Below are 19,369 nucleotides of genomic sequence, written 5' to 3' on the forward strand. Positions count from 1 at the left end.
TGTGAGTTCGCTGTGTGGCGCAGCGCTCAGTTCGCGGCGGTGACACCGGGCAGACGCACGGTGAATTCGGTACGGCCGGTCGCACTCTCGACGGAGATATCGCCGCCGTGTGCCTTGACGACGGCCGCGACGATCGCCAAGCCGAGACCGGTGCTGCCCGCCCGTCGGGAGCGTGACGAGTCACCGCGCGCGAAACGCTGAAAGACCATCGGCTGCAAGGCTTCCGGGATGCCAGGACCGTCGTCGGTCACCCGCCACACGGCTCCCCCGGCGCCGTTGAATTCCAGCGACGTGAGCACCGTGGTGCCGGGACCGGTGTGGACGCGCGCGTTGGTGAGCAGATTGGTGAGCACCTGATGCAACCGGGCCGCGTCACCGGTGGTCACCACCGGTTCGTCGGGCAACTCCAGATCCCAGCGGTGTTCGGGACCGGCGATATGCGCGTCGCTCACCGCGTCGACCGTGAGCTGGGTCAGATCCACCGGTTCGTGTTCGAGCCCACGTCCGGAATCCAACCGCGCGAGCAAGAGCATGTCCTCGACCAGACCCGTCATCCGACGGGATTCGGAGTCCACCCGACCCATCGCATGGGCCACCTCGGCGGGTACCTCGGCCCGTTTGCGTTGCGCCAGTTCGGCATAGCCGCGAATGGCGGCCAGCGGGGTGCGCAGCTCGTGACTGGCATCGGCGAGGAACTGCCGGACACGCGTCTCGCTGTCGTGCCGCGCCGACAACGCACTGGTGATGTGATCGAGCATCCGATTCACCGCCGAACCGAGCTGACCGACCTCGGTGCGCGGATCGGCGTCCGCGGCCGGAACCCGCACGGGCAGTACGACTTCGCCGCGATCCAGTTCTAGATCGGCCACCCGCGCCGCCGTCGCCGCGACCCGATCCAGTGGTGCGAGCGCATGCCGGATGAGCCAGATGCCGACCGTAATCGCGATGATCGAAACGATCGCCGTGACGATCCCCAGGATCAGCAAGACGCGTAGCAGAGTGGCGTCGACGGCGGTCAACGGCATGCCGGTGACAACGATCTCACCCGACCACGACGTATCCGCGACCACCCGATAGCGCCCCTGACCGTCGAGCGCGACATCGACCGGCTTCTCGTTTGCCGGTACCGCGGCGAGCTGCTGTTGTGCGGTATGCGAGAGCGAACGCTGAGTGCCGTCGGCATCGATCCGGCCCGCCTTGCTGACACTGCCCTGGTTCACGATGGCGCCGATGGTGTCGGGCTGGATGCCGCGCCGGTCCAGGAAGTCCGGTCCCGGACCGGAACCCGATGGCGGCGGAGGCGGCGGTGGCATCGACGGCTGGCCGCTGGGTCGTGGCCCGAGGCTCGGACCGCCGCCGACATCACCGAGTGAGCGCTTCTGTACATCGATCAGTTCGGTGTCCAGTTGGTGCACCAGGAACTGCCGCAATGCGAATTCGGTCACGGCCCCGATACCGACGACCACGATCACCAGCAACAGCACCTGTCCGACCAATAGGCGGGCCCGCAGCGACCAGCGCCGCGGCTTCAGCACCCGGCGTGCCACCTCAGGTTGCGGGCTTGAGGACATATCCGGCGCCGCGCAGGGTATGGATCATCGGTGCCCGACCACTGTCGATCTTCTTGCGCAGATACGACACATACAGCTCGACGATGTTGGACCGACCGCCGAAGTCGTAACTCCACACCCGATCCAGGATCTGCGCCTTACTCAGCACTCGCTTGGGATTGCGCATGAAGAAACGCAGCAATTCGAATTCGGTGGAGGTCAGGACGATAAGCTCACCGGCCCGGGTGACCTCGTGGCTGTCCTCGTCGAGCACCAGATCGCCGACCACCAGCTGCGCGCCGCTGTCCTCGGTTGCCACACCGGTGCGGCGCAGCAGCGAACGCAGCCGCAGCACCACCTCTTCGATGCTGAAGGGTTTGGTGACATAGTCGTCGCCGCCCGCGGTCAGCCCGGCGATGCGGTCCTCGACCGAATCCTTGGCCGTCAGCAAAAGCACCGGCAGGTACGGCAACTGTGCGCGCAACTTGCGCAGCACCTCGAGCCCGGTCATATCCGGCAGCATCACATCGAGTACCACCACATCCGGGCGAACCTCGCGCGCCTTCGTGACGGCCGTTCGACCATCGCCCGCGGTGGCGACCTCCCAGCCCTCATATCGCAGGGCCATCGACATCATGTCGGCCAGTACGGGCTCGTCGTCGACGACCAGCACGGTGATGGGGCTGCCGTCGGCGCGGCGCATGACAACTCGTTCGGCCGGGCCGTTCCCGGCGCTCATCACGGACATCGTCCTACCATGACCGCGAACGCTGGGGTGTAGCTGTGCCGAATCTATGCGTCAGCTGTGAGTGCGTACCCAGCCGATCCAGAACCAGCGCACAGCCGACGCCAAGGTCGGCGGACCAAGGTCGGATCCGAGCATTTATTCGGTCCGCACCGCAAGGAGCACCATGAGTCATCCCACGCAACAGCCGCCATCGGAACCCGACACGGTCTGGGGCGCGCCACAACCCGCGCAGCCGGGCACCTGGTCCACCAAGAAGACCCTGGCCGCGGTCGGGATTGCCGGAGCGATCGCCGCGGCGGGCGGCGGTGCCATCTATGCGGCATCCTCGTCCGATTCGAACAGCAGCCATGGACCGGGCGGCCCCGGTGGCATCGGGATGTCGATGAACGGCGCGTCGGGTCGATCCGGTCAAGCGGGCGGACCCGGTTTCGGCAATGCCACGATTCCCGCGGCGCTGCACGGGGAGTTCGTCGTTGCCGACGGCAATGGCGGCTACACCACGGAGCTGACTCAGACCGGGACCGTCACCGCCGTGAGCGCAACCTCCATCACCGCCACGAGCAGCGACAACTACACCCAGACCTACACCATCTCCGGCACGACCAGCGCGTCGACGGTGAAAGCCGGGGATACGGTGAGCATTCGCGCCACCAAGACCGATGGCACCGCCACCGCGACCTCGATCATCGCGGGCAATGCGGCCGCGCCCGGCGGGATGAACGGCCCGGGTGCGATGAGCGGTGCACCTGGGCAGCTGGGTAGTGGGCCCGGCCAGTTCGGCGACGGTACGTCCGGAGCGGGCAGGGCTGGTGGGCAGAGTCGAACCGGCAACTGATCGGTTCACAGCTCGCACTTAACTTGCGCCCACGATGGACAAATGTTGGGGCTCAACGATTCTCGGTGTCGGCACGGAGAAGCGGCCGAGGAGTTTCGGATCTGATCCGACAACAGGAGGAATGCAGATGAGTTTCACATCGAAGCTGGCAGTGACCGCGGCGGCCGGTGCCGTCGCGCTCGGCATGCTCGGCATCGGAGCCGGTGCGGCGAGCGCCGACGGACAACAGGGACCGGTGCCCGGACAGCAGTGCCAGCCTCCTGGCGATCATCCGCAGGGCCCGCCGCCCGGTGACCACCCGGATGGTCCGCCGCCCGGCGACCACCAGGGACCGCCGCCCGGTGACCACCCGGACGGGGACCACCCGCAGGGGCCGCCGCCACAGTGCCAGCCCGGTCAGTAAACCCTTGCAGCCCAACACATCCCGCTGACGTCAGCGCGGCGGTGGACTCGACAGTCCACCGCCGCGCTTCGTCAACGTCGGCCGTGCGCCGACACCCCACCGGATCAGCATGGACGAGGGGTTCGACGAGTCGACCGGATGACGAAATGCAGCAAACACACCCGACCACCGGAGCCACAGCGGCCCCAACGACTCCATCCAACAATCCCTTCGATCAACTCGACGGTGCTGTTGCAATCACCCCTCGAGCCCAAGTCGGGCGAGGCCGCCGTAGATTCCACCTGATCTTGATCAGGGGGCAGTGAGATTCTCCGAGTACTGGTGACCGGCGGGTGTCGAACCTCTTGTGAATCACAGCATTTCGAATCACGCAGGGTGAAGTATGATGGCGCGGGCAGTCGCTCGAAGTGCAGGCGGCCGTATCGAAATCTTGTGCCGGGTCGACCGAGGTGGCGGATATGGGTCTGAGTGGTAAGCGGTTCCTGGATGTGGCCGGGAGCAGGGATACGGCCGTGACGGTGCTGGCATCGATCACCGCGTTGTACTACCTGATCGTCGCGGTCACCAACTGTATCGACACCGATACCAATCGGCGCGGTGTGCAAGCGGTGCTGTCGATGCAAGCCACGCTCCACCACTCCGGTACCGACTGGCATGCCATCACCAACAGCACGGTCATTCTTATCGCCTACATCCTCATCGTGACCTGGGAGTATCTGACCGGCTTCGTGCTGCTCGCGGGTGCGGCGACCGGCTGGTGGGCACTGATCGGCCGGAACTCCGCCAGAACCGCACTCGCAGCGAAGTTGTCGAGCCTCGGCTGGACCATGGCGGTCCTGCTGTTCGCAGGCGGCTTCCTCACCATCGGCGGCGAGTGGTTCCGGATGTGGGCGAACAAACAAGTGAACGCCACGTCGGCGGCGCTGCAGAACTTCCTCATAGCGGCCGTCGGACTCATCCTCGTGCACATGTCGAGCCGAGCTGAAACCCGAGAGCAGCCGTAGCAGAAGACCTTTCGTCTAATCGGCATCGTGCTCGACCACGCTGGCGGATATAGCTTCTCGTAGTTCCGCCTGGCCTAGCTGGTTCAAACACAAGATCTGGCTGCTCGCCATCACCCGGCTGGGGAACCGCAAATACTTGGCAGAGCAGGACATTCACGTAGCACCGCTACGCACCGTGCTCGCCGGGATCCGCGCGGGGCGTAGGCAGGGAAATAGTTGAGATCTTCAGCGGCTCAGCACCGTGGTGTCGAAGAAATGCCGCGAGGCCCGGTAAACGTGCCTGCCCACTTCGATCGGACGCCCGGAATCATCGAAGGCGACCCGCTGCATGGTCAGCAACGGCGCGTTCGTGCGCTCGTCCAGCAGCTGCGCCTCGGCCCGGGTGGCACCGCGCGCGCCGATCCGCTGCCGCGCGAGTGCGATGTGAATGCCCTTGGCCCGCAGGCATTCATAGAATCCGTGCAGTTCGAGCTGGTCGGGTGCGGGCGCGAATTCGGCAGGCACGTAATTGGTCATGACCGCCAGCGGCTCACTTCCGGCGCGCCGCAGCCGGCGGAAGGTAACAAAGCGGGCGTCCTCGGGCACGCCGAGTTCCTTGGCGATATCGGGATCTGGAGCGCCGAGCTGGTAGTCGAGCAGTTCGGTGGTCGGCTCTTGGCCCGCGGTGAGCAGATCGTCGTACAGACTGGTCAATTCGACCGGGCGATGCACCTGATTCTGCACCACCTGGGTGCCGACTCCGCGCCTGCGCATCAACAGCCCTTTATCGACCAGCGCCTGGATCGCCTGCCGCGTGGTCGGCCGCGACAGATTGAGCCGTTTGGCCAGGTCCAGCTCATTTTCGAGGCGGTCTCCAGGAGCGAGCCGACCTTCCAGGATGGCGTTCTCGATGCCTTGTGCCAGTTGGAAATACAGCGGGACCGGGCTGGTGCGGTCGATCGCGATATCCAGTGGCGCTGGCATCGTCGGCTCCTCGGGGCGAGCGGGCGCAGGTCAGCGCCCATTTCTTCCACTGTAAATCACGACCGGCAGGTTTTGATGCATATGTCCGTAAGTCAGTATGTCCTGACAAAGTCTTGACAAGTGGGAATGACGGGCGCACAGTCTGGATACGCGGCGATGCCCGTCCCCCTAGGACCCTGGAGTCAGCCTGTGAACGCTCAATTCGAGGTCGTGTCGACCGGTCGGGTCGGCGTCGACATCTATCCGCTGCAATCCGGCGTGGGTCTGGAAGATGTCGAAACCTTCGGAAAGTTCCTCGGTGGCAGTGCGGCCAATGTCGCCGTCGCGGCGGCTCGGCTCGGGCGGCGCACCGCGCTGTGGTCCGGCGTCGGCGCTGATCCCTTCGGCCGATATGTACGGCGCGAACTGGTCCGACTCGGCGTATCCGATGCCCTCGTGCAGACCAGCGACAGCTTGCCGACCCCGGTGACCTTCTGCGAGATCTTCCCGCCGGACGATTTCCCGCTGTACTTCTACCGCAAGCCGAGCGCACCGGACCTGCAGATAACCGGCGGCCAAGTAGATCCCGACATCATCCGAGATGCGGGCGTCTACTGGTCGACGGTCACCGGCTTGTCCCAAGAGCCTTCTCGTGCCGCGCATTTCGATGCCTGGTCGATCCGGCAACGGCGGCCGCTCACCATACTCGATCTGGACTACCGGCCGATGTTCTGGGCCGAGGAGAACCAGGCCCGCACACAAGTGCGCGCGGCCCTGCCCCGGGTGACGGTGGCGGTCGGCAATCGCGAGGAGTGCCGCATCGCCGTCGACGAGACCGATCCGCACCGCGCCGCCGACGCGCTGTTGGATCTGGGTGTCGAACTGGCCATCGTCAAACAGGGGCCCGATGGGGTGCTCGGCAAGACCCGCCACGAATCAGTGATGGTGCCACCGGCCACCGTCGAAGTGGTCAACGGCCTCGGCGCGGGCGATGCCTTCGGCGGCAGTCTGTGTCACGGCCTGCTGGCCGGATGGGATCTGGAGACCATCCTGCGCCGCGCCAATGCCGCCGGTGCGATTGTGGCCGCCCGGCTCGAATGCTCCACCGCCATGCCGACCAGCGCCGAAATCGACGATCTCGTCGCACTGTCACTGACCGGGGAGGCCCAGAAATGAAGGTAGCGTCGCGCAGCGATTCGATGAGGGGCGGTGGCCGGGAGACGGGCGGGCCCGATTCAACCTCGGCACCTGCGGCAGTGCGGTCCTATGCCGAGCTGACCGAGTTGCGTGCGGCCGATCCCGGCGCCATCGCCAGAGCCTTCGCCACGCGGACCCGCCGGGGTCTGGTGCGCGGCGACGGCCGGTTGATGATCATCGCCGCCGATCATCCGGCCCGCGGCGCGCTGTCGGCATCCGGCAACCCATATGCCATGAACAGCCGCAAGGAACTGCTGGACCGGCTGGTCACGGCATTGGCTCGGCCGGGTGTGGACGGCGTGCTCGGCACCGCTGACATCCTCGAGGATCTGCTGCTGCTCGGCGCGCTCGAGGACAAGGTCGTCTTCAGCTCGATGAACCGCGGTGGTATCGCTGGTGCGGATTTCGAGCTCGACGACCGGATGACCGGCTATACCGCGCGGGCCACTGCCGCGGCCGGGCTCAACGGCGCGAAAATGCTCAACCGGTTCGACCTCGCCGATCCCGGCACGCTGTCGATGATGACCGCGAGCGCCGCCGCCATCGATGATCTCGCCGAGTTCGGTTTGACCGCATTGCTCGAGCCGTTCATATCGCACCGGCCCGATGGGCCGGGGACCGATGTGGTCAACGACCTGTCACCGGATGCGGTCATCAAGAGCGTGCATCTGGCGCAGGGGTTGGGCTCGACCTCGGCCTACACCTGGTTGAAGCTGCCCGTCGTCGCGGAGATGGAGCGCGTCATGGATGCCACCACCTTGCCCACCCTCCTGCTCGGCGGCGACCCGCAGACCAGCCCTGCCGAAACCTATGCGCGCTGGGCGAAAGCCCTTGCGCTGCCGGGTGTTCGGGGTCTGATCGTGGGTCGTGCACTGCTGTATCCGCCGGACGACGATGTCGCGGGTGCGGTCGATACTGCCGTGTCACTGGTGCGGTGATCGCGATGCACAGCAAGCATTACGTACCCGCCGCCCGCACCTACCGTGCGCCGTACACGGTGGCGCTCACCCAGGAGGCGGCCGGGTGGGATCACGCCAGCCTGCACATCATCGAACTCGCGCCGGGACAGTCGCATCGCACGCACAGCCGTTGCGATGAGATCGTCGTGGTGCCGCTATCCGGTTCGTGCACCGTGGCCAGTGCTGGCGAGACATACGAATTAGCCGGGCGCAACAGCGTTTTCGACGGTCCGACCGACTTCGCCTATGTCGGGCGCGATCGCTCCTACACCGTAACCAGCACGGGTGGTGGACGATTCGCGCTCGGCGGTGCCCGTGCCGAGCGGCAGCTGCCGCTGCGCTATGTGCCCGCAGCCGATGTGGCGGTGGAGTTGCGCGGTGCGGGCAATTGCAGCCGCCAGGTGCACAATTTCGCGACCGCGGACACCTTCGAGGCCGATTCGATCATCGCCTGCGAGGTGATCACGCCCGGCGGGAATTGGTCGTCGTATCCGGCGCACAAACACGATGAGCTCTCCGATACCGAGACCCCGCTCGAGGAGATCTACTACTTCGAATTCGCCCGTGGCGCAGACGATTCGCCCGGATTCGGCTATCACCGGGTGTACGGGACTCCCGAGCGCCCGATCGATGTGCTCGAGGAGGTCCGCGACGGTGATGTAGTGCTGGTGCCGCACGGCTACCATGGACCATCTATCGCCGCCCCCGGCTATCACATGTACTACCTGAACATCATGGCCGGTCCCGGACCGGAGCGGGCTTGGCGGATCAGCGACCACCCGGCACAGACGTGGCTGCGCGGCACCTGGACCGATATGAAAATCGATCCGCGCCTCCCGATGAACACCGGGGAGACTCGACGGTAATCCGAATCTCCGCTTCCCACTGAATCTCCGGCTGGTTTCTCAGTATGGGGAACAGCTGTTGTCGGGGCGATGCCGGACAATCTCTTCTGGCTCGAAGTGGGCCTGCTTTCTTTGCCCCCCAATGCTTTACGAGTCATAGCACCGAGTGGGCGCAACGACTGCGGAATCGACTCCAGCAGAGGAGATATCGTGACCAGTGAGCGGGACGCGCTCTCGGACAGATACCGCAAGTTCCGGGTCGAGAATTTCCCGCAAACCGATTTGGCCGGTTATCTGCCCGTCGACGGCGTCGAAGTCAAATTTCTCGACGGATGCAATCGATCTTGCATCTTCTGTGTGAACGAGGATTACATCGGGAAACGGTTGAATCCGTTGGACACCGGTCGCTTCGCGCAGTCGCTGTTCGACTGGATCGACTCGCCCACCGAGCCGGAGCGGCCCGAGGCGGTCTACGGCACCGGCGGCGAGCCACTGATGGCGCTGGATCTGGTCGAGGAGGTCTTCCGACCGCTCGGCGAACGCGGCATCACCACGCGCCTGGTGACCAATGGCACGTTGCTGGACGAGAAGCGGATCGCTCGACTGGTCGACATGAAGTTATCCGGGGTGAAGGTCACCTACAACACCGCCGATGCCGCGCGACTGGCGACCCTGATGAAGGGCTCGAAATCCGATGACGCCGAACGGATTCTGCGCAATATCCGGCTGGCCAAGGCTGCCGGACTGTGGGTGTTCATCCGAATCGGGCTCGGCAAGCACAACTTCGACGAGGCACCGCGGATCTATCGCATCATGCGCGAGATCGGCGTCGATGTCGTACAGATCAAGCCATGGATTCCGTCCGGACTCGCGGCGGCGAATCAGACCGAGCTGAGCCTGAGTCCCCCGGTGCTTTTCGATCGGTTCACCGGAATCATGGAAGAGCTGTACGAGGAAATCCAGCAGCCAGGGGGTCCCGAGGTGACCGTCTCCTGCTATCCACCCGCGCGGAATCTGGGCTTTACCGTCAAGGATTGCGCCAATGTGGCCAAGATCTACTGTGAGCCCTGCGGCCATGCGCTGGTGTGCAACTTCTCCGACGAATACCTCGGCAGTTGGTTTCCCGAGGACGGTGGGCTGCTCGCGTGCGTCCAACGCCGCCGTGAGTTGTATCCGAAGATCATGGACGCCAACGGTGTCGCATCGTGCCCGGCCCGGCTGAACTGGTCCTCCCCCACCGCGGTGGTCAACCCCGCGCCCGAGTGGAAACCCGCGTCACTATTGCCGCTCGCTGTCATCAATGCCGAATGAGTTCGCAGCGGATCGTGCTCCTTTCGCGTAAACCGCTCATCGAGCGCCCGTTGCACGAGTGGCTCGCGGAGGTGGTGACCGACACTGTTCTCATCACCGTGCCCGGGGCGTTGGCTGATATCGGAGCGGATGTTCGAGGCCGGTTTCGCGACTGCCGGACCGTAACGGACTACCAATCGTGGTCCACGGAATGGACGGCCGAATGCGCGGCGCGCGAGCACCGAGTCGGACTCGTCGCCAGTTCGAGCGAGGACGATGTGCTGCGCAGCGCACGACTGCGGGAACGGCTCGGATTACCGGGGCAGACAACGGAATCCGCGTGCGCCTACCGCGACAAGCTGATCATGAAGGATAGGGCGGCACGGGCCGGAGTGGAGGTCCCTGGACGGCGAGCGATCGACCGGCCAACCGACCTGATGGAGTTCATCGAAGAGGTGGGACTTCCCGTCGTCGTGAAGCCGCGCCGCGGCGCCGCATCCATCGGAGTGCGCATCCTGCGCGACGGATCCGATGTCACCGCATTTCTGGCGTCGGGCGAATTGCCCGCGGCGCCACAGCGTTCGGGCCGGTTGATCGCCGAGGAATACATAGACGGCGACTTCTTCCATGTGGATGGCGTAATAGCCGATGCGGCGGTGGTGCACTGCTGGCCGAGCCAGTACAACAGCGGCAATGCCGAAGCCGCACAGACAGAGTCCGAACTGTCCAGCGTGCTGCTTGCTGCGGACGACCCGAGAACCTTTGCACTGCAAGAGTTTGCCGCCGACGTCCATCGCGCTATGTCGACGCCTCCGTTTCCGACGAGCTTCCATCTGGAGGCATGGATACCTGCGCACGGCAGGCCGGTGCTGTGTGAGGTCGCCTCGCGGACCGGTGGTGCTCTTATTGCCCGAACCTATCGGGAAGCGTTCGGCGTGCATCTTTCCCGGGAGAATCTGCGCGGACAGTGCGGACTGGGCCTCGAACTGAGGCATCAACCCGCCGTGCCTCGGCGCGCCGGTGGCTGGGTGCTCTTCCCACCCGGACACGGCCGGTTCGAACCGCCAACCGGTGCCTGTCCCGTTTCCGGATCGGAAGTCGAATTGCACATGCCCGCAGGCACTTTCGCGCAAGGGCCAGAATATGCCGCACATTCGGCGGCGGCGGTCGCGGTGCATGCCGACACCGCCGCACAGGTGCGGGAACGAATCCGGGAGACAACGCGCTGGTGGGCCGAGGAGGTTCGGTGGCTGAATTGATCCGCGAGCGTCCACGTCGGGTGGCGGTGCTGTCGAAGAAACCGTTGACCACGCATCGATACGATCGCTGGCTATCGGAATTCCGGACAACACTTTTCGCCGAGGACACGCCCGCGAGTCGCACCTTATTGTCCGGGGAACACCAATACTCGACCTGGCACCTCTTCCCGGATTGGAAGCGCAACCGAGCTGTCGACCAAGCGGTCGCGGCTGAGCATGCCGAACAGCCCTTCGACCGGATCATCGCGCTGAGCGAATGCGATCTCGTCCGAGCCGCCGAACTTCGCGATTACCTCGATATTCCGGGGCAGAGCCTGGCATCGGCCACAGCGTTCCGGAACAAGTCTGTCATGAAGTCGCTGGCAGGCCGTGCCGGGCTGCACATTCCGGAGCATCGCCTCGTGGACTCGGTTGCCACCCTGATGGACTTCGCGGACAACCACCCCGATGGTGTCGTGGTCAAACCGGTCGACGGATCGGGCTCGGTCGGCGTCGTGGTGTTGCACGGCCGAACCGAGATCGAGGCTTGGGCGCATTCCCGCGCGCTGTCATCTGACGACCCCGCCGACTACCTCGTCGAAGAATGGGTTGCGACACCGATGCTTTCGGTGGACGGACTCATGCGAGCGGGTCGGGTCCAGGCCGTAATGGTCGGCGCCTACACCCGGACCTGCCTGCATTCGCTGGTCGAATTGGAGCCGCATGGCATTCTGCTGCTCGACGCCGACGATCCGCGTGCCGCCTCGGCCCGCGATTACCTCGACCGGCTGCTGCGCGCACTGCCTGCCCCAGAGGAGACCATGAGTTTTCATTGCGAGCTCTTCGATCACCCCCGCCACGGCCCGATACTCTGCGAGATCGCTTGCCGCACGGGCGGCGGCAATGTGAACCTGATCGCCCGCGAAGCTCTCGGTATTGATCTGGACCAGGCTTGCTGTCTCGGGCAGGCCGGTATAGACGTGCCGGTCGAACGCACGATGCCCGAATCCGGGCGCTGCTACGGGGATATCGTCGTGCCGCGGTCTCCGCGATCACTGCCCGTTGGTCTGCGCTGCGATCTCCCCGGCGTCATTCGGTTCCACCGGAAGGATCGTCCCGGACGTGCCGCGAAGGTGTCGGACTACGTGATCGATGCGCTGCTGGCGGACGACGACCACGTGGGGGTGCGCCGGGTGTACGACTCGGTCATCGAATGGCTGGACGAGCACATGCTGCCCGAGTCCGCGAATGGGCGGTGCTGACCCGCGATGGATCTCGGACTAGCCGGACGCGCTTATTTCGTCACCGGGGGCAGCCGCGGCATCGGAGCAGCGGTGGTGGCGCTGCTGCTCGCCGAAGGGGCTGCGGTCGCGACCTGTGCCAGAGACACTGGGGCGCTGGAGCGGATGCGGGCCGCGCTACCACCCGAGCACGTCGACCGGCTGCTGACGCACACCGCCGACGTTCGGGATGCGCTGGCCCTGGAACAGGCCGTCGGGCGGGCGCTCGAACAGTTCGGACGGCTCGATGGTGTGCTGGCCAATGCGGGGGCCGGGGTGTCCGGCGGTGTACTGACGACACCGGAATCGGAGTGGCACAACCAGTTCCAGATGAAAGTGGGATCGGTGCTGAACCTCGTTACCCCGGCGCTGCCCGCGCTGCGAGAGTCGGACGCTGGACGGGTGGTGGTCGTCAACGGTGTCACCGCGCACGCGCCCGAGCCGAGCATGGCTGCGGTCAGCGCGACGCGGGCCGCCGTGGCCAACCTGACCCGTTCGCTCGCCATTGAACTGGCGCCGTCCGGGGTTCTGGTCAATGCGATCAGCCTCGGTGCGATCGCGACCGACCGCCAGCACGCGCGATACCTCGCCTCCGGGAGAGCCGAGCCCTTCGATGACTGGTGCGCGTCCGAGGCGAGCCGAAGGGGGATACTGCTGGGGCGGTTCGGTACACCGCAGGACGTGGCTCCCATTGCAGCACTATTGCTTTCGCCGATCTGTTCCTATGTGACCGGCAGTTCCATCGATGTCTCGGGCGGTTCGGGTGGCCGTACCTGATTGGGAGATCGTCATTGCCAGACACGGCCCGACCGAATGGTCACGAGCCGGGCGATTCAGCGGTCATACCGACATTCCACTGTCCGCGGAGGGGCGGACCCGGGCAGCCGATCTCGGCAGCGCACTGCGGCGACCGCTACCGGAACGCATCGTCAGCAGCGACCTGACCCGGGCACGACAGACGGCTGAAGCAATCGCCCTAGCCGCCGGGCTCGACCCGAGCCTGATCGCGATCAGCAGCAGGCTGCGCGAAGAATCGCTCGGATCATGGGAAGGCCGCACTCCAGGCCGAATCGCCAGCACCAACCCGGATGGCTACGCCCGCTGGCTGGCAGGTGACATCGGTGCATTCGACGGTAGAGAAGGACTGGCGGCGGTGGCGCGGCGGGCTGTTCCCGTAGTGCTCGAGCAGTGCGCCGGGCGGCCTCGGACGACCGGGCGGCTCGTCGTGGTCACACATGCGAATACAGCGTTGGCAATCATCGGCGCGCTCGGCGATATTCCGCCCGGCGAATGGGCGGACCTGCCATGTCCCGGACCTGCCCAAGCCATGGTCCTGTGGTGAGCGGGGCCGCTCGGGCACTGGCCTGCGCGGTGCTGATCACCGCCTTCGGCAACGGTCTGTATCTCGCCGGTGCGGTGCTCTTTCTGACCCGCTCGGTCGGGCTGAGCGGCACCGACGTGGGAATCGGACTGACGATGGCGGGCGTGACCGGACTCGGCGCGGGGCCGGTGGTGGGTCACCTCGCCGATCGCTTCGGTGCGCGCGAGATCTATCTGCTCACACTGACCGCCGAGGCGCTTGCCACAGGAAGTCTTGTCCTGGTGCACAGTTTCGCGGTTTTCGTGGTCGTCGCGGCCGCGGTCGGCGTTGCCGAGCAGGGCAGTAGAGCCGTGCGTGGTGCGCTGATCGCACGGATCGGCGGGGATACGCGAGCGCGGCTGCGTGGCTATCTGCGATCCGTCACCAATATCGGCGTGGCTTTGGGTGCCGCCGGTGCGGGTCTGGCCATCCGATCCGATACGCGCACAGCATATTCGGCACTGATCCTTGTCGATGCCGCGAGTTTCCTGCTCACCGCGCTGGTAATCGCTCGGATTCCACGACAGTCGCCGCTGCCACGGCCCGAGCGCCGCACCATGCGCCGCGGCCGGTTGGACCTGCCATTCCTGGCCGTCACCGCGGTATACGGCCTGCTGTCGCTGCAGTATGCGGTGCTAACAGTGGCGCTGCCGCTGTGGATCGTCTCCCATACCCGTGCTCCGGCCTGGCTGGTCTCGCCGCTGCTGCTGACGAACACGCTACTTGTCGTCATGCTTCAGGTGCGAGCGGGCCGCCGCGTCGATTCCATCGCCGACGGAATTACGATCACCCGCCGGGCCGCTGTCCTGCTGGCGCTGAGCTGCCTGCTGTTCTGCGTAAGCGGTGCCGGCTCGGCAGTATTCGCCGCTTCGGTCCTGACGCTCGCGGTGATAGTGCACACGTTGGGCGAAATATGCCACGCCGCAGGAGAATTCGAGCTCAGCTTCGCCCTTGCGCCGGATCATGCACAAGGCCGCTATCAGGGGATCTTCGGCATGGGAACGGGAGTCTTCATCGCCGCCGCCCCGGCTTTGCTCAGCGTGGTCTGCATTGATCGCGGCCCGGCCGGATGGGTTCTGCTCGCCGGCGTATTGCTGACCGCTGGACTCGGCATCGGGCCGATAGCGCGCTGGGCCCAACGCCGCGCGGTACATCTGGTCGACGCGTGACACCGAGCAGGCTCGTTACGTGGCCGAGGTGGTGGTTCGAACAGTGGTATACCTCAGCTGGTGGGCGATGAATTAGTGACCGGCGAGTTGGCCGTTGATGGGCTCATGCGCAGCGTTGCCGTGCGTCCACCGCGGGAACGGAATGCACCGTTGGTCGTTGTGCTGCACGGCAATTTCTCGGCCAGCGAGCGGACGCATGCCAGGCCGATCATGTACGACTGGACCAGTTTCGCCGCCCATGCCGACGAATGGGGCATTGCCGTCGCGTACCCCGATGGTCACGGCGGCTGCTGGGCCGACGGGCGCGGCGTCACAACGGCCGACGAGGCCGGGGTGGACGATGTGTCGTTCTTGTGCGCGGTGATCGATTGGTGCGCCGACCGGTTCGGTACCGCGCCGGATCGGACACTCGTCGCCGGTATATCCAACGGCGCGTTCATGTCTCACCGATTCGCGCTGGAGGCCGCCGATCGAGTGCCGGTGTTGGCCGCGGTCGCCGGTGGGTTCCCCGCGGCGTTGCTCGATATACGGCCCACCCATGCGGTGTCGGCGATGCTCATCAATGGTGATGCCGACCCGATTCAACCGATCACCGGCGGATACTCACGGCGCAGCAGGGCGAACGGCGAATCTCGCGGCCACACATTGGGATTGATCGAAACCGCCCGGCACTGGCAGGGCCTGGATCGCTGTGCGGACGACGGGGGCACGGTTACGACGGACAACTCGAGCCGCCACACGGTGACCGGCGGCGTCGGCGGGACGGAGGTCTCGGCGTGGACAGTTTTCGAAGGCGGCCACACCTGGCCGGGCACCCCTGTTCCCGCAGAATGGGCCGACACCCCCGGCTCGGCAGTCACCCTGGAATTCGATGCCGCAGAACAGATCTGGAACTTCGCCCACCCTCTCTTGGTCCCAGCGTCAACCCGCAAACTCTGAACTCCTGGGCCGCGCCCGCTGCGGCACCGGCCGCCCTTTCGCGCCGACACGCAGCACTGACCCCAACCGCACCGACGAGGATGCTGTGATGGCCGGTGGTTGTCAGGAGACGGCGAGTTCGGCGACTCAGCGGTGTCATCACCCACTGACCACGCGGTACCGGTGCGGACGGCATGGATGCTCGCGCGCACCGATTCCCACGCCACCTGTGTTTCGCTCCCCGATTACCTGCGCGGCGTGACAGAAGATGCGCGGGAGCACGATCCCTCCGCATACGGCACAACACGGGCTTGCTCCGCCTAAGATCGGTCGCGTACGCGCTCAGGGAGGGAGCCGATCATGTTCGATCTTTCGCGTTATCACACGCTCACAGCCATCGGGCTGTTGATGCTGCTCGGCACAACCGGTTGCGATGCCGACGACCCGAGTTCGCCCGCATCTCCGAGCACCAGCCCGTCGGCGGTGAGCCCGACCCGCACCACGCCGCACACCTTCGCCGATCTCGTAAATCACCCTTGCAGCGCCTTGGATGCCGCGGATACCACCCGATTCGGGGTCACCGCCCCCGGCACCGAACAACCCGCCGCCGCCCGCGGATGCTTCTGGACAACCCCCACCACCGGATTCAGTTTCTATCCCCATCCCTCATCCGATCTGACAACACCGCTGCCGCCCGTCCCGGGCGCGACTGCGATAACCGTCGCGGACCATCGAGCCGTCCAGATCCGCCAGTCCCTCCAGGACGGCAAGGAGGCAGGCTGCACCATCACCGTCGCCACAACGACCGGCGGATCGTTCAACGTCGAGGTCGCAATCGCGGGCGCAGGCAGCGACACGGCACCCGTCGTCGACACCTGCGCGCTCGGAATCGATATCGCCACAGCAGTTCTCAGCCACGTGGCATAACCGCAGCGCCGCTCAACCGGTGCGGAAGGTGGGTCGCCTGGAGGGCTACCGAACCGAACCAGGTTCGACGTACGCCGAACCCAGTTCCGGGCGCGGGTCGGCTCGATCAGGCCGAGCGCGTCTTCGCACTGGTGCGGCCGCACCGCGGGCGCACCTCGACAAGTGGGATCGCGCGATCGAGTACGCCCGGCAAGCCGCATCCTTTTCGATCGACGAATCCGACAACCGCCCCACTGCCCGTGTTAGTTCTCGGCGCGCCTTCGCCGTGGCCGCGCGGCCGATCAGGCGCGAATATGTAGGCCGAAGCCCGTGCGGCCCTTGGCTTCCAGACCTTCACGCAGGCGCAGGGACGGCATTTCGTAGTCGCCGCCGTTCTGGGTGCGGAAGGCGATGGGGTCGGTCTCTTCGATCGACAGTAGGCGCTGCTCCCAGGCCTTGGCGGTGTCGGTGAAGTCTTCGGGCGAAAGGCGGTCCGTGCTGTAGGTCAGGAACGGGGGCAGCACGTCCATGCCGGGGTAGTGGAAGATGCCGTGCTGGATCGGGAAGAGGAGATCGTCGATGGGGCCGTTGATGCCGCGGTCGGTGTAATGCGATTCGCGGCCGCCGATCGTCACCGACAGCATGGCCCGCTTGCCCGCGAGGGTGCCCTCCCCGTATCGGTCGCCGTAACGGGTGTCGCTGTGTTCGCCGACGCCATAGGCGAAGTGGTAGGTGAAGACTCGGTCGACCCAGCCCTTGAGGATTGCCGGCATCGAGTACCACCACAGCGGGAATTGGAAGATCACGGTATCGGCCCAGAGCAGTTTTTCCTGCTCGGCCGCGATATCGGCGGTGAGTGTGCCGGTGTCGTACGCGCGACCGGAGTCCGTGGCGACCCGCAGCGGGCCGCTCGTCCCGCCGAAATCGTCGGCGTCGACGGTCGCCTTCCATCGCATCGCGTACAGGTCGCTGACCTGCACCTCGTGCCCGGCCTCGCGCAGGGTTGTCACCGCGATGTCCTTGAGCGTGCCGTTGAGTGACCGCGGTTCGGGGTGTGCGTGGACGATGAGTGTCCGCATTTGCTGCTCCTTCGGATCGGATGTGTTCGATATTCGGCGTCTGTGCGGCCGCCGTTCAGGGACGCTTTTTCCATCGGACGGGACTTCCTGGTATCGGCAGGACCACCCTTGCCCCGCGAAATCGTGGCAATACTGGAGAGATGGACGAGCTCAGCGACTTCCTGCGCACGCGGCGGTCCCGCGTGGATCCCGGCTCCGTCGGCATTGCGGCCGATTCGCGCCGTCGGGTGGCCGGGTTGCGCCGGGAGGAGGTCGCGCATCTGTCCGGGGTAAGCGTCGACTATTACGTTCGCTTGGAGCAGGGACGCGCCCGGCAGCCATCCGCGCAGGTCCTCGATGCGCTGGCCAGGGTGCTCGGCCTCGCCGATGTGGAACGCGAGCATCTACACCGGCTGGCCCGCCGTCCACAGCGCCCGGTGAAGCCAGTTCCGAATGTCCGCATTCGCCCCGAGTTACGGCGGGTGTTGGATCTGATCCCTGACGCACCCGCTTTCATCGTCGATCACCGCCTCGAGGTAATGGCGGGCAACCGGCTCGCGGAACTGCTGTACGGACACAGCCCGATGAAGGGCTTGAATATCGCCCGCCATATCTTCTTGGACGACTGCGGCGCACGCTCGCTCTACGCCCAGTGGGAGGTCTGCACCCGCGATGTCGTCGGCCACCTGCGCCTCGCGGCGGGCAAGTATCCCGACGATCCGAAACTGTCGGCCCTGATCGGCGAACTCGCCGTGCACAGCGACCGCTTCCGCAAGCTGTGGGCACGCGCCGACGTCCGCTCCCGAACCCACGGCCGCAAGGCCTTCGTCCATCCCCTGGTCGGCACCCTGGATCTACATCAGGAGAACTTCGCGCTACCGGAGGAAACCGGCACCGAGCTCGTCATCCTGTCCGCTGAACCAGGCAGCGAATCCCACGACAACCTGCGCCTACTGGCCAGCCTCGGCGCCACGGACGCCGTGGTTACGCCGGACCGGCATATGACGCAACCCTAGCGAGCGTCATTTTTGATGTAATACGGTCCATACTTCGGGTGTTCGAATCCGATTCCGTGGCGCACCACCAGAGCTGGCCACGCTCCTGCGCGAACCGACCCTCTACGACGCGTTCTGGCGTCACCGTGCGCGCACCGGGCTCGATGTGCCGCGCTCGGCACTCGAACGGGGATGTCACCGCACGGCCCTGAACCTCGACGACTACGTGCCCTCGTTTCGCGCCACCGAACCTGTCGTGCCCGGCATCCTCTGCGAGGTCGCCGCAGAATGGTGGGCCCCTGGCGGCGATCCCGTTCGGAGACCGAATCTTCCCACGGATGGGAAGGCGCAGTGGTGTGCGCGAGAATTGCGGGGTTCTTCGGGTTCAGAAGTTGAGCCGGCGCGGTGTCCCTGCGGACATTCATTGACGGGTTCGAGCACGGAGGACGTTGTGTTTGCCGACGTGACTGCCCAGCGCGGTGGTAACGGATTGGACCGGGCGAGGTGTGACGGGGTCAGAGGGTAGATGACTCTGCAATTGCCCGCAGGTTTGCCCGCGCCGGTGATCGACTGTGTTGCCGGACATTTCCCCCGCGGTGATGAAACCGCCACCCGCCGCGCGGCGGACTACTGGTCGGACAAGGCCGAAGAATGTCGCGGCCACGCCGAACA

At 65.6% G+C, this 19,369-nt stretch carries 19 protein-coding genes; 15 read left to right on the top strand and 4 right to left on the bottom strand.

Annotated elements, in window-relative coordinates; all coding sequences use genetic code 11:
• Positions 1-26: 26 nt before the first annotated feature.
• Together ACIBJI_RS41025 and ACIBJI_RS41030 are read right to left on the bottom strand one after the other, a co-directional pair.
• The gene (locus ACIBJI_RS41025; RefSeq protein ID WP_397088502.1) at positions 27-1,571 is read right to left on the bottom strand and encodes a sensor histidine kinase; all 1,545 of its coding nucleotides are present in this window, start codon (positions 1,569-1,571) and stop codon (positions 27-29) included.
• Positions 1,549-2,289 (bottom strand): response regulator transcription factor, encoded by a 741-nt coding sequence (locus tag ACIBJI_RS41030; RefSeq protein ID WP_364358316.1) that lies wholly within the window; start codon positions 2,287-2,289, stop codon positions 1,549-1,551. Before ACIBJI_RS41030 ends, ACIBJI_RS41025 begins: the two co-directional genes overlap by 23 nt.
• 172 nt (positions 2,290-2,461) lie before the next feature.
• Between ACIBJI_RS41030 and ACIBJI_RS41035 the strand changes: the two genes are divergently transcribed.
• From ACIBJI_RS41035 to ACIBJI_RS41045, 3 genes are all read left to right on the top strand, one after another.
• Complete coding sequence (locus ACIBJI_RS41035; RefSeq protein ID WP_364358262.1) at positions 2,462-3,133, top strand: hypothetical protein; 672 nt, start codon at positions 2,462-2,464, stop codon at positions 3,131-3,133.
• 127 nt (positions 3,134-3,260) lie between these two features.
• Positions 3,261-3,536 carry a hypothetical protein gene (locus ACIBJI_RS41040; protein WP_396958046.1) on the top strand — a complete coding sequence of 92 codons (276 nt, stop codon included), beginning with the start codon at positions 3,261-3,263 and terminating at the stop codon, positions 3,534-3,536.
• Positions 3,537-3,994: 458 nt separating this feature from the next.
• Complete coding sequence (locus ACIBJI_RS41045) at positions 3,995-4,540, top strand: DUF2165 domain-containing protein (protein WP_364358256.1); 546 nt, start codon at positions 3,995-3,997, stop codon at positions 4,538-4,540.
• A 225-nt stretch (positions 4,541-4,765) separates the two neighbouring features.
• Here ACIBJI_RS41045 and ACIBJI_RS41050 read toward each other — a convergent pair whose 3' ends face one another.
• The gene (locus ACIBJI_RS41050) at positions 4,766-5,503 is read right to left on the bottom strand and encodes a GntR family transcriptional regulator (RefSeq protein WP_364358253.1); all 738 of its coding nucleotides are present in this window, start codon (positions 5,501-5,503) and stop codon (positions 4,766-4,768) included.
• Between the two features lie 156 nt (positions 5,504-5,659).
• Between ACIBJI_RS41050 and iolC the strand changes: the two genes are divergently transcribed.
• The 11 genes from iolC (at position 5,660) to ACIBJI_RS41105 (ending at position 16,665) form a co-directional block, all read left to right on the top strand.
• Positions 5,660-6,658 (top strand): 5-dehydro-2-deoxygluconokinase, encoded by a 999-nt coding sequence (gene iolC / locus ACIBJI_RS41055; RefSeq protein ID WP_397088504.1) that lies wholly within the window; start codon positions 5,660-5,662, stop codon positions 6,656-6,658.
• 23 nt (positions 6,659-6,681) lie between these two features.
• Positions 6,682-7,617, top strand: a complete 936-nt coding sequence (locus tag ACIBJI_RS41060; RefSeq protein WP_397088518.1) for an aldolase — start codon at positions 6,682-6,684, stop codon at positions 7,615-7,617.
• A gap of 5 nt (positions 7,618-7,622) precedes the next feature.
• A complete protein-coding gene (gene iolB, locus ACIBJI_RS41065) occupies positions 7,623-8,504 on the top strand; it encodes a 5-deoxy-glucuronate isomerase (protein WP_364358244.1) in 882 nt (293 codons plus the stop codon).
• Positions 8,505-8,693: 189 nt separating this feature from the next.
• Positions 8,694-9,794 carry a radical SAM protein gene (locus ACIBJI_RS41070; RefSeq protein WP_364358241.1) on the top strand — a complete coding sequence of 367 codons (1,101 nt, stop codon included), beginning with the start codon at positions 8,694-8,696 and terminating at the stop codon, positions 9,792-9,794.
• On the top strand, positions 9,791-11,032 hold the full coding sequence (locus ACIBJI_RS41075; protein ID WP_397088506.1) for an acetyl-CoA carboxylase biotin carboxylase subunit family protein: 1,242 nt from the start codon (positions 9,791-9,793) through the stop codon (positions 11,030-11,032). The genes ACIBJI_RS41070 and ACIBJI_RS41075 overlap by 4 nt, the downstream gene beginning before the upstream one ends.
• On the top strand, positions 11,020-12,273 hold the full coding sequence (locus ACIBJI_RS41080) for an acetyl-CoA carboxylase biotin carboxylase subunit family protein (RefSeq protein ID WP_397088508.1): 1,254 nt from the start codon (positions 11,020-11,022) through the stop codon (positions 12,271-12,273). Before ACIBJI_RS41075 ends, ACIBJI_RS41080 begins: the two co-directional genes overlap by 13 nt.
• 6 nt (positions 12,274-12,279) lie before the next feature.
• A complete protein-coding gene (locus tag ACIBJI_RS41085; RefSeq protein WP_396958042.1) occupies positions 12,280-13,068 on the top strand; it encodes an SDR family oxidoreductase in 789 nt (262 codons plus the stop codon).
• Entirely contained in the window at positions 13,055-13,633 is a 579-nt protein-coding gene (locus ACIBJI_RS41090) for a histidine phosphatase family protein (protein WP_396958041.1), read from the top strand. Before ACIBJI_RS41085 ends, ACIBJI_RS41090 begins: the two co-directional genes overlap by 14 nt.
• Positions 13,630-14,820 carry an MFS transporter gene (locus tag ACIBJI_RS41095; protein WP_397088510.1) on the top strand — a complete coding sequence of 397 codons (1,191 nt, stop codon included), beginning with the start codon at positions 13,630-13,632 and terminating at the stop codon, positions 14,818-14,820. The genes ACIBJI_RS41090 and ACIBJI_RS41095 overlap by 4 nt, the downstream gene beginning before the upstream one ends.
• 60 nt (positions 14,821-14,880) lie before the next feature.
• Positions 14,881-15,759 carry an alpha/beta hydrolase family esterase gene (locus ACIBJI_RS41100; protein ID WP_397088512.1) on the top strand — a complete coding sequence of 293 codons (879 nt, stop codon included), beginning with the start codon at positions 14,881-14,883 and terminating at the stop codon, positions 15,757-15,759.
• A 339-nt stretch (positions 15,760-16,098) separates the two neighbouring features.
• The gene (locus ACIBJI_RS41105; RefSeq protein ID WP_397088514.1) at positions 16,099-16,665 is read left to right on the top strand and encodes a DUF3558 family protein; all 567 of its coding nucleotides are present in this window, start codon (positions 16,099-16,101) and stop codon (positions 16,663-16,665) included.
• 281 nt (positions 16,666-16,946) lie between these two features.
• On the opposite strand, the gene ACIBJI_RS41110 is transcribed toward ACIBJI_RS41105, so the two are convergent.
• Positions 16,947-17,723, bottom strand: a complete 777-nt coding sequence (locus ACIBJI_RS41110; RefSeq protein WP_397088516.1) for an NAD(P)H-dependent oxidoreductase — start codon at positions 17,721-17,723, stop codon at positions 16,947-16,949.
• A gap of 140 nt (positions 17,724-17,863) precedes the next feature.
• Here ACIBJI_RS41110 and ACIBJI_RS41115 point away from each other — a divergent pair, with 140 nt between their 5' ends.
• Positions 17,864-18,718, top strand: a complete 855-nt coding sequence (locus tag ACIBJI_RS41115) for a helix-turn-helix transcriptional regulator (RefSeq protein WP_364358214.1) — start codon at positions 17,864-17,866, stop codon at positions 18,716-18,718.
• Positions 18,719-19,369: the final 651 nt, after the last annotated feature.

It is taken from the genome of Nocardia sp. NPDC050408 (genome assembly GCF_044458905.1).
In the GTDB taxonomy this organism is placed as follows: domain Bacteria; phylum Actinomycetota; class Actinomycetes; order Mycobacteriales; family Mycobacteriaceae; genus Nocardia.